General features: G+C 69.9%; 16 protein-coding genes and 1 tRNA gene. 6 read left to right on the top strand and 11 right to left on the bottom strand.

The window, feature by feature from the left end; genetic code table 11:
• Positions 1-69: 69 nt before the first annotated feature.
• Both ACZ6N8_RS05340 and ACZ6N8_RS05335 read left to right on the top strand, forming a co-directional pair.
• Positions 70-1488: a hypothetical protein gene (locus ACZ6N8_RS05340; protein ID WP_466007723.1), complete on the top strand. Its 1419-nt coding sequence runs from the start codon at positions 70-72 to the stop codon at positions 1486-1488.
• A gap of 17 nt (positions 1489-1505) precedes the next feature.
• Positions 1506-1790, top strand: a complete 285-nt coding sequence (locus ACZ6N8_RS05335) for a hypothetical protein (RefSeq protein WP_466007722.1) — start codon at positions 1506-1508, stop codon at positions 1788-1790.
• Between the two features lie 142 nt (positions 1791-1932).
• On the opposite strand, the gene ACZ6N8_RS05330 is transcribed toward ACZ6N8_RS05335, so the two are convergent.
• Entirely contained in the window at positions 1933-2670 is a 738-nt protein-coding gene (locus ACZ6N8_RS05330) for a hypothetical protein (RefSeq protein ID WP_466007720.1), read from the bottom strand.
• Between the two features lie 239 nt (positions 2671-2909).
• Between ACZ6N8_RS05330 and ACZ6N8_RS05325 the strand changes: the two genes are divergently transcribed.
• Both ACZ6N8_RS05325 and ACZ6N8_RS05320 read left to right on the top strand, forming a co-directional pair.
• On the top strand, positions 2910-3164 hold the full coding sequence (locus ACZ6N8_RS05325) for a TetR/AcrR family transcriptional regulator C-terminal domain-containing protein (protein ID WP_466007718.1): 255 nt from the start codon (positions 2910-2912) through the stop codon (positions 3162-3164).
• Positions 3165-3184: 20 nt separating this feature from the next.
• Positions 3185-3760 carry a DinB family protein gene (locus tag ACZ6N8_RS05320; RefSeq protein ID WP_466007716.1) on the top strand — a complete coding sequence of 192 codons (576 nt, stop codon included), beginning with the start codon at positions 3185-3187 and terminating at the stop codon, positions 3758-3760.
• Positions 3761-3922: 162 nt separating this feature from the next.
• Here the strand turns inward: ACZ6N8_RS05320 and ACZ6N8_RS05315 are convergent, their stop codons facing one another.
• The 3 genes from ACZ6N8_RS05315 to ACZ6N8_RS05305 all read right to left on the bottom strand — a co-directional run bounded on the left by ACZ6N8_RS05315 (position 3923) and on the right by ACZ6N8_RS05305 (position 4669).
• Positions 3923-4180 carry a Txe/YoeB family addiction module toxin gene (locus ACZ6N8_RS05315; protein ID WP_466007714.1) on the bottom strand — a complete coding sequence of 86 codons (258 nt, stop codon included), beginning with the start codon at positions 4178-4180 and terminating at the stop codon, positions 3923-3925.
• Complete coding sequence (locus tag ACZ6N8_RS05310) at positions 4177-4452, bottom strand: type II toxin-antitoxin system Phd/YefM family antitoxin (RefSeq protein WP_466007712.1); 276 nt, start codon at positions 4450-4452, stop codon at positions 4177-4179. Before ACZ6N8_RS05310 ends, ACZ6N8_RS05315 begins: the two co-directional genes overlap by 4 nt.
• A 145-nt stretch (positions 4453-4597) precedes the next feature.
• Positions 4598-4669: transfer RNA gene (locus tag ACZ6N8_RS05305), tRNA-Lys, on the bottom strand.
• Between the two features lie 210 nt (positions 4670-4879).
• Between ACZ6N8_RS05305 and ACZ6N8_RS05300 the strand changes: the two genes are divergently transcribed.
• A complete protein-coding gene (locus ACZ6N8_RS05300; protein ID WP_466007711.1) occupies positions 4880-5182 on the top strand; it encodes a hypothetical protein in 303 nt (100 codons plus the stop codon).
• Positions 5183-5263: 81 nt separating this feature from the next.
• On the top strand, positions 5264-6346 hold the full coding sequence (locus ACZ6N8_RS05295; protein ID WP_466007709.1) for an NAD-dependent epimerase/dehydratase family protein: 1083 nt from the start codon (positions 5264-5266) through the stop codon (positions 6344-6346).
• A gap of 46 nt (positions 6347-6392) precedes the next feature.
• Here ACZ6N8_RS05295 and ACZ6N8_RS05290 read toward each other — a convergent pair whose 3' ends face one another.
• From ACZ6N8_RS05290 to ACZ6N8_RS05260, 7 genes are all read right to left on the bottom strand, one after another.
• Positions 6393-7577 carry a hypothetical protein gene (locus ACZ6N8_RS05290; RefSeq protein WP_466008306.1) on the bottom strand — a complete coding sequence of 395 codons (1185 nt, stop codon included), beginning with the start codon at positions 7575-7577 and terminating at the stop codon, positions 6393-6395.
• 68 nt (positions 7578-7645) lie between these two features.
• Positions 7646-8413 carry a ZIP family metal transporter gene (locus ACZ6N8_RS05285; protein WP_466007707.1) on the bottom strand — a complete coding sequence of 256 codons (768 nt, stop codon included), beginning with the start codon at positions 8411-8413 and terminating at the stop codon, positions 7646-7648.
• A gap of 42 nt (positions 8414-8455) precedes the next feature.
• A complete protein-coding gene (locus ACZ6N8_RS05280) occupies positions 8456-9646 on the bottom strand; it encodes a GNAT family N-acetyltransferase (protein ID WP_466007706.1) in 1191 nt (396 codons plus the stop codon).
• A 53-nt stretch (positions 9647-9699) separates the two neighbouring features.
• Entirely contained in the window at positions 9700-10392 is a 693-nt protein-coding gene (locus ACZ6N8_RS05275) for a hypothetical protein (protein WP_466007704.1), read from the bottom strand.
• Complete coding sequence (locus ACZ6N8_RS05270; RefSeq protein WP_466007703.1) at positions 10389-11234, bottom strand: ATP-binding cassette domain-containing protein; 846 nt, start codon at positions 11232-11234, stop codon at positions 10389-10391. Before ACZ6N8_RS05270 ends, ACZ6N8_RS05275 begins: the two co-directional genes overlap by 4 nt.
• The gene (locus ACZ6N8_RS05265) at positions 11231-11569 is read right to left on the bottom strand and encodes a PadR family transcriptional regulator (RefSeq protein ID WP_364369473.1); all 339 of its coding nucleotides are present in this window, start codon (positions 11567-11569) and stop codon (positions 11231-11233) included. The genes ACZ6N8_RS05270 and ACZ6N8_RS05265 overlap by 4 nt, the downstream gene beginning before the upstream one ends.
• 117 nt (positions 11570-11686) lie before the next feature.
• The gene (locus ACZ6N8_RS05260) at positions 11687-12406 is read right to left on the bottom strand and encodes a PP2C family protein-serine/threonine phosphatase (RefSeq protein ID WP_139587079.1); all 720 of its coding nucleotides are present in this window, start codon (positions 12404-12406) and stop codon (positions 11687-11689) included.
• Positions 12407-12415 lie beyond the last annotated feature (9 nt).

The raw sequence follows: 12415 nt of genomic DNA, 5'->3' as shown, positions 1-12415 counted from the left end.
AGCCGGCTTCGCTGCTGCCTGAAAATTCAGACATGGCGATCTGTGGTCGCGAGGTGACACTATGCGGCCATGGCGCGAGGGCTGAGCTCAGATTTTCCGGAGGAACAGGGCGTCTGGCAGGACTTCCACGAAGACGTTGCTAAGTCCGACGGCGCGAGCGACGAGTCGGAGGACGACGGCGGCTCGGGGTGGGGGACGGTCATCGACATGAGTCATGAGCTTCGGGACGAGACACACGGTCTGGATCAGGTCCATTGGGCTGCCGCTGAACTCGATGACTTCATAACGTCGTACATGGGAGTGAGGTCGCAGACGGACGATCCCGCGTGGGTGCTCCCGGTCATTGCTGAGGCGCGCGATTTCCTCACCGTGCTGGACGAGGCCGACCTCCCGGACCATCGGCTGCGCCCGCTCGAGCCGTTGATCGACTCGCTCGCATCTGAGTTGGGTGCAGATCTCGCGCGCGCTGACGCGGCCGGACCGCAGCCCCCGAAGTGGCTCGACGTGGCATCACCCGCGCACGGCCGCGTCAACGTCTCCGGTGTTCTCACCGCGTTCAGCAAGGGGCACGTAACGACCGCCGACTCCGCCACCGTCGTCACGGCCAACGACTGCACCCTTGAGGCCGAGGAGCACTACCACGTCCGCCGGGTGTCGCTCGACTGCAGCAGTCTTTTCGTCGACGACAAGGCGATGGCGGCCTTCGTATACGCGATGCTCGACCCGTCGTCCAGCAGCATCTCCCGGTTGTTCAATCGGCTGGAACGCATCACTGACCTTCCGCGCGACGCGGAGACGCGGCTCTACCACCATCGCCTGCCCGCCGATGTCTCCACACACACGGAACGGGCGGCCGCTGTGGCGATGGGTACCGGCTCAACCGCGCACACCACGTCTACTTATCACGTCCGAGAGACGGTGGTCCCCCTCGCCGAGTTGCTGCTTCTGCACCCGGACCTCATTTACGACCTGGCGATGCGTCGAGCCGGCGACACCATGGGAGAGCCGCTCCTGGCGGCGCTCGGCCAGGTGGAGGACCCAGTCCTACTGCGTAATGCGAGGAGCCTTCCCTCGGTCCAGACCTCGGTATTGCACTCCCTCGGTGGCACGCGCGTCCGTCTGGCAAACGCCGTGATGATCGGCTATGGCAACACACTGATCGCCACCAGCGAAGTGCAGCGTGGCCGATCCAGGCTGACCAACCTGTCTCGCCTCGACCGGGAGGTGCAGAGGGCCAAGAACGCAATGCGTGAGTGGCCGGAGCCGCCGCAGCCGCCCGACACGCCGCGCCAGCGAGAGCCCTCACCCTCCAGCCCGCCGCTTCCGAAACCACGGTTTCCGCTGCTATATACATCGCTGACGCAGCCTGCCGAGAAGGGCAAAGAATGTCACGACCTCCTACCGGATATCAACGACAACCTTGATCGGACCAAGGGTCATAACATCCACCGAGGTGCCGACATCGACGGACCGAATTCAGGATTCTGAGTAGGAGAGGTGTCCCTGTGAAACTGCTCGTCTCGGTTGTTTTCGTGATGGCGCTGGTCGCTGCAGGTGTCTTCTTCGCCATGGAGGGCCTGAGCCGCGCCGACCAGTTCGCGAGCGTCGGAGCGTTTCTGCTCGCCCTGCTCGTCGCTGGCTTCACGGCGGTGAACGCACTCCGCCGGGCGCCCGCCAAGGGGCCTGAGACTGTGACGCAGGATGGCAACACCGCCATCAACTGCGGCGCTGTATCGATGGGGGCGAACTCCCATCAACGCATTGTGATCAAGAATCCTCGGTGGCGTTGACTCACGGTCGAAGCCGTCCTGCCCGGCATTCCGGCGGCACCTGGGCAGGATCGGAGGCCGATCCTGCATCGTGCCGAGGAGCCGGGACGGAAGCTAGTGAACACGGGTAGGGTCGTGCTCCGGTTGCGGTTGTCGCCAGCGCTTAGGATCCGGTCTTTTGGTATTTGTGGAGCGCAGCTTCGGCGAGCCGTGTGAGCAGTTCGTCGTTACCGGGTTTGTTGCCCTCCTCCTGGATCACCACCAGAGTTGTTCCGACATGGATGAGTAGGACGTCGCATTTGAGCACGTCGGCGCCCGACGTCGCGGTGCAGTTGAGGTGGACGCTGTCGTCGCCCAGCTTGGGTCCGGGCGTCAAGGCGAATCGGTGGGTGGCATCGTCGCCCTGACCGGACAGCGCAACCGTGGGGCAGCGGTCGACGTAGGTACGCAGGTCCGTGATCGCTCGTCGGGCACCGTCATCGGGGTAGGTCCGGAGGACTTCGGTGCCCACCCAGAGGTCATCGGGACCGGCGTCATAGCTGAGGGTGGCTGCGGCGGTCGTCGACGGAGTCCCGGTCAGTCGGCGGGCGGACAGCAGCGGGATCATCTCCCGTGAACAGGATGCGTCGCCGGCCGAAGGGCGATCTCCCGCGTCCGAGGCCATGACTGTCGCGATGTCCACAGAGAAGCCCGGCGGCAGCGACTCCGTATCCACCAGGCGCGCGGACAGCGCCGCCGAGTACCCTGCGCCGCCCGTTGCCGGAACGGGAGAGGGTTGCGTCGTCGCTGGCTTTGTTCCGCTCCCCGAGGGATCCGCCGCGGGAGCGGTCGACGGAGCGCACGCCGCCACCATGCAGACGGCCACCGCCGCGACCGACCAACGCAGCACCATCCTGAGCACGGCCTGACTCCACCTCTCGCGGGAGGCGTCAAGCTACCAGCTAAGCGCGTGATGAACCGTCGCAGGCCTGCAGACTCGCCGAGCTGACCGGATCGACAGATCAGCGTCGCACCACCCGTTCAACCGATCGTCGGTAGGGTGCCGGTCCGGGTCGCCGTCACCCCGTCCCGCTCGGGCTGATTGCTGGTTCTCCAAGTCGCCCCGGCCTTCTGCGCGACCAGCTCCGTCAGTCGGAGTGGATGCGCATCAGTCTGCTGTCAGCCCAGTCCGCCAGCCGTGTCGAGATGGTCCGGACCTACCTCGTGGCCGAGCGCGACGCGAGGGCGGCCGACATCGCGGACCCGCAGATGGCGACCACGCAGTTCCTCGGGATGGTCTCCAACTACCTGTTCTGGCCGAGCCTGCTGGTGCCGGGATGGACGGTGACCCCGCAGCGCGCGAGCGCAGTGGTGGACGACGCCGTCCGCACCATGGTCGCGCGATACGGGCGGTAGATCGTACGTAGGGTGCGGAGGTGGCACGAAGCGAACAGCTCTCGGAGCAGTTGGACTGGTACTGGCGCAAGAACCTGCGGCCACGGCTGGAGGGTCTTACCGACGAGGAGTACTTCTGGGAGCCGGTGCGCGGCTGCTGGAGTGTCCGCCCACGGGGCACGTCGACCGCACCGATGTCGCAAGGTTCGGGGGAATGGGCGATGGACCATGTGTTCCCCTCCCCGGTGCCGGCGCCGGTGACCACGATTGCCTGGCGGCTGGCGCACATCATCGTCTCGTGCCTGGGCTACCGGGTCCGGTGGTACTTCGGTGGCCGGGACATCGACTCCGAGACATTCGCCTACGCGAGGACCGCCGACGAGGCGCTGAAACAGCTCGACGAGATGTACGGGACATGGCATGCGGGGGTCCGCACCCTCTCGGACGCCGACCTGGACAATCCGCCCAGTGCGGGTCCCGAGCGATTTTCTATGGAGAACAGGATCCTGCACGTCAACAGGGAACTGATCCATCACGGCGCCGAGATTTCCCTGCTACGCGACCTCTACCGCTGGCAGGACCCGGCCGCATGTGACTTTCCGGCTACCGGCGACTGAGCTTCGGAATCGGGCGGACGTCGACGCGGGAGAGCCGACCAGCCTGGCTGCCGTCGGAGCCTGCCTGCGGGTTGGCCGGGCGGAGCCACGCAGCCGTCCTCAAGCGGCGTGGCTCCGCGCTGGACAGGTGAACCGCCGCGCTGCTTGTCCCGGTCCGGCCCGCTACCGGTCGCCGTAGTGGTACCGGCAGGCGATGATCTCGACGTCGTCCTTGGTGATCCGATACACCAGGCGGTGTTCGCGATCTATCCGGCGGGACCAGAAGCCGGAAAGCTCTCCCCGGAGGGGCTCCGGCTTGCCGATGCCCTCGTATCCGTTGCGCATCACGTCCATGATGAGGTCGTTGATGCGCTTTACCAGCTTTCGGTCCGTGTGGCTGAGGTACTGGCTCCACGCCGTCGCGGTGAAGACCAGCCTCACGCGACGTCCCGGACGCTGGCCGGGTCGACCAGGTCCCGCTCGGCCGCATCACCCTGCTCCAACTCCGCCATCGACCGGCGCAGCGCGGCGGCGTTGCTCGGGTTGCGGAGGAGGTATTCGCTCTCTTTCATCGACTCGTACTCGGCAAGGGGCACGATCACCACGGGCTCGTGGCCGGATCGGGTCACCACCACTTCCTCCGCGTCGTTGATGACGCTGTCGAGTTCAGCGGCCAGGTTTTGTCGTAGTTGGGTGAAGTTCACGGTCCGCATGACCACCTCCAAGACAAGTACAGAAAACTGTACCTCAGGTGGCTCGAAGGCGGCTTGTATCTGGATGGGCAGCTCGTGCTGCTGTCCGCGCCACGCGCACCCGAGGCGAGAAGCGGGTGCAGGACTGGCGGATGTGGGGAAGACGTGGGCCGCCAGGGACTCGAACCCTGAACCTATGGATTAAAAGTCCACAGCTCTGCCATTGAGCTAGCGGCCCGCGCGCTCAGGTTACCTGACGGTCAGCGTCGCTGACTCTCGGCTTCCGGCGGGCCGTCGATGCCTGGCTGCGCCGGCCCGGACCACTCCTGATCATCTCCAGATCGGCGATGGGGCGGTGGATACCGCCATGTCGGCGATGTGGAGTGGATCAAGCGACAACGCCCGACCATCGTGCATGGGTGGGGACGGCTGGGGAACCACGTCAGGCATGGGATCGAGCGGTAGCCCGGCCGTGGCGGCGTCCGGGGAGGAGATCGGGCCGGACGGCGTACGACAGCCGGGCGGGGAGGTGCACGCCTGGCTGCCCGGGCAGAACCAGACCGTGTGCGGCCTGGCGCTCAGCCGGACCCGGCTGCGTCGCTTCCCGCACGTGCGGTTCGACTACTCCGGCACGGACGTGCTCACCGAGGCCGACGCGGTGGGCTGGATCTGCCCGCGCTGCCTGGCGGCCACCGCAGGCCGGCGCGGCAAGGAGAAGCACGGCTGGGTACGGACGTCGCCGCGCCCCTGATCGGGAAGCAGCACACCGGGTTGATCAGGCGACGCCAGGGCCGGGCGGTTGAGGCGGTGCTGGACGGGTACGGGGTCGGGCATGCGGATCGTGGTGGTGGGGGCGAGCGGCAACGTCGGTACGGCGGTGCTGCGGCGGCTGCGCCGGGAGCGGGGTGTGGAGCTGGTCGGAGTGGCCCGGCGGTTGCCCGGCCCGGACGCCGGTACGCCGTACGACCAGGTGGAGTGGCACTCCTGTGACGTGGGGGCGCCTGCCGCCGCCGGCCAGTTGGCCGAGATCTTCGCGGGTGCGGACGCGGTGGTGCACCTGGCCTGGCAGATCCAGCCCAGCCACGATCAGCGGGTGCTGCGCCGGACAAACGTCGACGGCAGCCGTGCGGTGTTCGAGGCGGTGGCCCGGGCGGGGGTGCCGGCGCTCGTGTACGCGTCGTCGGTCGGCACGTACGCGCCAGGTCCGAAGGACCATCCGATCAGTGAGCGGTGGCCGGCGACCGGGGTGCCCGGCTCGTCGTACAGCGAGCACAAGGCGGAGGTCGAGGCGCTGCTGGACGGGTTGGAGCGGGAGCATCCAGCGCTGCGCGTGGTGCGGCTGCGGCCGGGGCTGATCTTCCAGCGGGACGCCGGGGTGGAGATCACCCGCTACTTCCTGGGGCCGTTCGCGCCGGTGCGGCTGCTGCGCTTCGGCCGGATCCCGCTCGTGCCGACCAACCGCCGGCTGCGGATGCAGGCGGTGCACGCCGATGATGTGGCTGACGCGTACGCCAGGGCGGTTATGGGTGATGCGCGCGGCGCTTTCAATGTCGCCGCGGACCCGGTGTTGACTCCGGAGCTGGTGGCCCGGCACTTCCACGGCTGGACGGTGCCGGTCGCGGCGCCGGTGCTGCGGGTGGCGGCGGCGCTGACCTGGCGGGCGCGGCTGCAACCTGTCGACGCGGGCTGGGTGGAGCTGGGCCTGAACGCCCCGCTGATGTCCAGCGAGCGGGCGGAGACCGAGCTGGGTTGGACGCCGAAGGTCGACGCGCTCACCGCCCTCAAGGAGCTGTTCATCGGGATGGCAGGTGGCGACCACACCGGCAGCCCGCCGATGTCCGCAGTCGCGAACCAGCCCGGCCGCCCCAGCGGCCTCCTCGTGGGCCGCCCGCCGGGCCAGGGCAACCCCTACTGACGGCCGGCCCCGGTGATCACGGCGCCTGGGGAGCGGGGCCACGGGGTCAGCTCAGTTTGGGGCCGGTCACCGTGGGGTTCCGCGCTCCCAGGAAGAAGATGCCGGGGTAGCCACGGGTCTCGAACGTGCCGCTCGGGTTGCGGCGCAACGTCGAGTTTTCGATCTTCATGGTGCCGGTGCGGTTGTTGCTGACGAAGAAGATCGCCCCGCCGCCCTCGTTGGCCTTGTTGTTCTCGATGACGGTGCCGGCGATCCGTACGGTGAACTCGTTGCCGTCGCAGTAGATCGCGCCGCCGCTGCCGCCGCCGGGCGTACCCGACTTGGCCGGGTTGGCGCCGCTGCCGATCGCCTCGTTGTTCCTCAGCAGGCTGTTCAGCACCACCCACGACACGCCGATGCTGCTCAGCGCCCCTCCGTTCGAGCAGGAACCGTCGTCGAAGGTGCTGCTCACCACGTACACCGGCTTGTTCTCGTACTGGCTCAGCACCCGCACGGCCGCGCCACCCAGGTCGGGGCCGGTGCGGTCGCAGCGGTTGCCGACGAAGCGCGAGTTGACGATCTTCAACCGTCCGCCGCGTACGAAGATCGCGCCACCGCCGCCACCCTCGGCCCTGTCGCCCGTGGAGTTGCCGTCGGCGAAGGTCAGGTTCTGCACGGTGAGCTGCGGGTGGTCCTGGTTCTGACAGTGCGAGGTGGTCCAGCCCTGGGCCTCGTCGCAGGTGTTCATGTAGAGGATGCGGCGCTGCCCCTGGCCGCTGAGCGTGACAGTGCCGCCGCCGTCCAGGACGACAGTCGGCCCGTTGGCGTTGCGGACCTTCGCGGTGGCGGCCATCTTGATCGTCACCGGGGCCGGTCCACAGTTGAACGTGATGACCCCGCCGGCGGCGACGGCCTTCACGACGGCCGCCGACGTGCAGCTCGCCGGGGTGCCGGTGCCGATGGTCCGGGTCGGCTTCGAGGTGTCCACCGCGCGGGCCTCGGCCGGCACTGACGCGTTGCCGTTCGGGTTGCCTGCCGCGAGCGCCTTCGCCGCGGGCTTCGGGCTGGCGCTGGCCCCGGGGCCGCCGAGACCGTCGCGGCCCGCCGACACGACGCCCTGGTCACCTGTCGCCACGGCCTCCGGCGAGGCGGACGAGCCCGGCTCGAAGGCGGGTGCCGGCTTGTCGGACGCGCAGGCGGGCAGGGTCGCGGTGGCGACACCGAGGACGAGCAGAGCGGCAAGCGACGTCATGCGCACCAGGTGATGCTAGGAGCCGCCACGGCGCGGCGACGAATCCGCCATGCCGGTTTAACCCCTGGCTAAGGCTGGGCGGGCGTTCCGGCGTGGGACAGGGCGAAGGCGGTCAGGAAACCGGCGACAGTGATGAGACCGACGAGCAGGTGGGCGTTCTCGAACGCCTCCGGGACCATCGTGTCGGTGATCATCGCGAGGATCGCCCCGGCTGCCAACGCCGTGATGGCGGCCAACACCTCCGGTGGGGCACCACCCAGCAGTGTGTTGCCCACCAGCGCGGCGACCCCGCTGACCAGCGCGATCCCGGTCCACAGCAGGAACACGTACCGTCGGGACCGGCCGGCCTGACGCATGCCGGCCGCGCTGGACAGCCCCTCCGGAACGTTGCTGAGGAACACCGCCACCACGGTGACCAGGCTGACCACGCCACCGCTGAGCAGGCTGGCGCCGATCACCACCGATTCCGGTATGCCGTCCAGCAGCGCGCCCACCGCGATCGCCGAGCCGGAGCCGGGCTTGTCGCCCTCGGAGGGCTGCTGGCCGCCGGACCGCTTGCGGTGCCGAGCGCCATGTCGGGCCAGGGCCACGTTGGCGAGTGTGTACGCGCCCGCGCCGCCCGCCGCGCCGATCACCGTGGGCAGCAGTCCGCCCCGGTCACTCGCGACCTCGATCAGCTCGTACGACACCGCGGAGAGCAGCACGCCCGCGCCGAACGCCATGACCGACGCGGTGAGCCGCTGGGGCACGCGCGCGAACCAGCCGACAGCTGCCCCGATCAGCAGCGCCGACCCGGCCAGCAGTCCCCATCCACCCGCCTGCAACCACTCCGGCATTCCCGGGACCGTACCCGGTGGGGCACCTGCGGCAAACCGCGCTCAGAAGTCCGCGAACAGGTACGGCACCGCGCGCGGAAAGATGCCGCGCAGCTCGGCGGCGGCGTCGGCCGGGACGTCGCCGAGCCCCCGCAACGGCAGCTCGACCGGGTCCAGCACCCCGTACGCCAGGGCGGAGAGGCCGGCAGCGGTGAGCGTGGCTGTCGGCGCCGGGCTGCTGTCACCGGCTACCACCTCCAGGGTGCCTGTCGTGCCGTCCAGCAGGTGCGTGCCGGTCAGCCACCGGTCCCCGGTCAGCTCGACGCGTACCCGGCCCGGCCCGGCGGGCAGCCCGCGCAGCGCGTCGAGCGACAGCAGGCGGGCCATCGGCGCGGACGAGCCCGGCCGGCCCACCCGCGCCTCGACGTGCACGTCCAGGTCGGTGAGCCACAGCTCCGGCAGCTCGTCCGGCGGGACCTGGACGGTGACCCGATCGACCTGGTCGACGTGCCTGGCGAAGAACTGCAACAGCAGCGCCCGCGCGAGCGGATCGGTGGCGAGCAGCTCGTTGCCGTGCAGGGTGCCGCCGTGCTCGTCGATCCGGTACGTGACCGCACCGGTGACCGCGCCGTCCATCCGGGCGGTGAGCAGCCAGTACTCGTCCCGGTCGCGCAGGCCGGCGTCCCGGTAGTCAGGGAAGACGGCGAAGCCGTGCCGCTGCGCGAGGCAGCGCTCGGTGAACGCGCGCCACACCGGATAGCCGGTGGCGATCCGCTCCCAGCCCAACTCACCGGGCAGCTCGGCACGCAGCAGCGACCCCAGATCTGCGGGCGTGAAGGTGACGGTGCGCGGCTTGGGCAGGCCCACGTAACCGAACCGGGCGTAGAAGCTGGGCCGGAACGGGTAGAGCGCGCTGAGCGGGTGCCCCTCGTCGCGCATCTCGTCGAGGAGCCGGTGTAGCAGCGTCCGTACGTGCCCCTGCCTGCGGGCCAGCGGATGGGTGGCCACCCCGGCGACGCCCGCCATCGGCAGGACCGTCCCGCGCAGGTTCTGCCGCATCGGAATGGCCGAGACGGCGGCAAGCGTCTCGCCGTTCTCCTGCACGGCAAGCGTCGTGTTGCCCTGGTGGTAGGGCAGGTAGTCGCGGAACTGCTCGACCCGCGTCGCGGCGAGCGGTGACGATTCGAACGCGTACGCGGCCAGCGGGAAACTGGTGGTGAGACGGTCGTCGGCGGTCACCCGTCGGATGGTCATCCGCTCATCTCAACCCGCCGTGCAGGCGCCGGCAACCGGATTGGCCGGATCCGTCAGCCGACGGGCAGGTGGCGCAGGTGCCGGCGGCGGCGCAGCCGCACACTGGCGACAGTGGCCACGCCGAGGACCAGCAGGGCGGTCACGACGAGCCCGTGCAGCAGGCCCCGGCCGAGGTAACCCGCGTCGGTGTGGTCCACCGTCCAGGTGGCGATCTCCCGGCTCGACCAGAACGGCGTCAGCTTCGCCCCCGACCCGGCCGGGTCGATGAGCATCTGCACGGTCACCACGGTGAGCAGCAGCAGCGTGCCTTCCAGCTCGCGGGGCAGCAGAGTGCCGATCAACATTCCGAACGGTGCCGCCACGGCCACGGAGCAGAGCATCGCGGCGACCAGGCCGCCGTACCGCAGGTCCGCGCCGTCGAGCACGGGCAGCAGGAGGAACGGTACGGAGATGACAAGCCCCACCGTCCACAGGCCGAGCATCCGACCCAGGTAGAGGTGGTGCGGGCGGTAGCCGGCCAACCGCAGCCTCGGCTCCAGCTCCCGCGCCGCGCTGGTGGCGAAGAGCGCGGCGGTGCTCACCGCCCAACCCACGCCGAGCAGCAGCGACCGGACCGACTGCCCGAGGTAGGCGTCCCGCCGGATCAGGTAGAAGGTCAACGGCATCAACAACAACAGCAGGAGTACGCCCCGACGCCGCAGCAGCTCCCGCAGGGTCATCTCGGCGACTGTGACGAGCCGGGTCACGCGCGGCCTCCTCGAACGCCGGGCGCGACCCGCCCGGGCGGTTGTGCCGGGGTCAGGTCGAGCACGATGTCCACCCGGTCGAGCTGGTTGAGCAGGTGGGTCACCACGACGATCGCCGTGCCCGCGTCGCGCAGCCGGCCGAGCTGGTCCCAGAAGTTGACGTAGGTGCCCTGGTCGAAGCCCTGGTACGGCTCGTCGAGCAGCAGCACGTCGGGTTCGCTGAGGGTGGACATGGTCAGGTTCAGCTTCTGCCGGGTGCCGCCGGAGAGGTGTCGGGCCTGGGTGTCCCCGCCCGCCTCCCAGCCGAGCTGTCGGGCGGCCACCCGACCGGCGCGACGGGCGGGCCCCCGGGCCACTCCCTGACCCGCGCCGATGAGCACGAAGTGCTCGTCGGCGAGCAGGAAGTCGGCGGTGCCGCCGGACTGCGGGCAGTAGCCGAGCCGGCCGGAGACGGTCACCTCGCCGGCGTCGGGCGACATCAGACCGGCGCAGATCCGCAAGAAGGTGCTCTTGCCGCACCCGTTCGCGCCGACGACGACGGCGATCTGTCCGGCCCGGACGGTCAGCGAGGCGTCGCGCAGCACGGTCTGGCGGCCGTACCGCTTGGTGATGCCCGCCGCGTGCAGCCGGACCGGGCCGGGTCGCGGCGGGGGCGCGGTGCCGATGCTCTCCACGACCGCGCCCGCGTACTGCTGGGGTGGACCGAAGACGACCCAGGGGTCGCCGCCCCCCTCGCGCAGGTGTGTGGCGGCCTCGGCGACCACGTGCCGGACGGCGTCCGGCGCGACCCGGCGCTGGTGCAGCTCGGCCGTGAGCGCGCGGAGCCAGTAGTCGGCGTTCACCCGGCGACCCCCTTCGTGACGATGTCGTTCACCGGCCGGACGAAGGTGAGCCAGGCGCTGCCGCCCGAGCGCAGCGCCGCGTGCCCGTCGTCGGTGAGCCGGTAGTACTTGCGGGCCGGTCCGGCGCTGCCCTCGCGCCACTGCGCGGTGACCAGGCCGGTCTTCTGTAGGCGCAGCAGCACCGGATAGAGCGTTCCGCCCTGGATCGGCCCGACGCCCGCCGCGTCGAGCGCCTGGGCGAGCTGGTAGCCGTAGGACTCGCGCTCGGCCAGCAGGGCCAGTACGCAGATGTCGAGCACCCCCCGCAGCCACTGCCCGCGCCTGTCGGAATCCACAGGCGGACACTAGCGGCGCAACCTAGATGGCACAACTACTTAGTGAGGGTCGACCGGACCCGGCCGGGTGGTCCGGTGGACCGTCGGGCGGGTCGGGCCGGGTCGGTTCAGGTCAGGTCAGCGAGGCGTGACGTCGGAGACGACGACCGTGACGTTGTCCGGAGCGCCTGCGTGGTGGGCCAGCTTCACCAACTGCTCGCCGCACTGCTGGCGGTCGGCGTACATGCCCAGCGCCGTGGCGATGGCGTCGTCCTCGACGTAGTCGGAGAGCCCGTCGCTGCACAGCAGCAGCCGGTCGCCGGGCACGACGGTGAGCACACCGACGGCCGGCGGGGTGTCGGCGCCCTGCACGGCCCGGGTCACCAGGGACCGCTGCGGATGGTGCCGGGCCTGGTCGGGGGAGAGCGTGCCCTGGTCGACGAGCGCCTGCACGAACGTGTCGTCGCGGGTGAGCTGGGTCAGCTCCCCGTCGCGCAGCAGGTAGCAGCGGGAGTCGCCGACCTGGGCCAGCACCAGCGTCTCCCCGGCGAGCAGCGCCGCGGTGAGCGTCGTGCCCATCCCCTCACGGGTCGGGTCGACGGTGATGGCGGCGTGGATGCGCTGATTGGCGGTGCTGACCACGGCACGCAGGGCGTCCGCGGCCCCGTCGGGGTCGGTGGGCGGGGCCAGCTCGTCCAGGATCCGGATCACGATCTCGCTCGCCACCTCACCCGCGGGCAGCCCGCCCATGCCGTCGGCGACGGCGATCAGGCGGTCACCGGCGAGGGCGGAGTCCTCGTTGTTGGTGCGTACCAGGCCGATGTCGTTGAGGATGACCGAGCGGAGGATCAGCGTCATGGGGACAAG

Source organism: Micromonospora sp. NPDC047521 (assembly GCF_055587305.1).
This window is presented reverse-complemented; position numbering and strand designations above follow the sequence as displayed.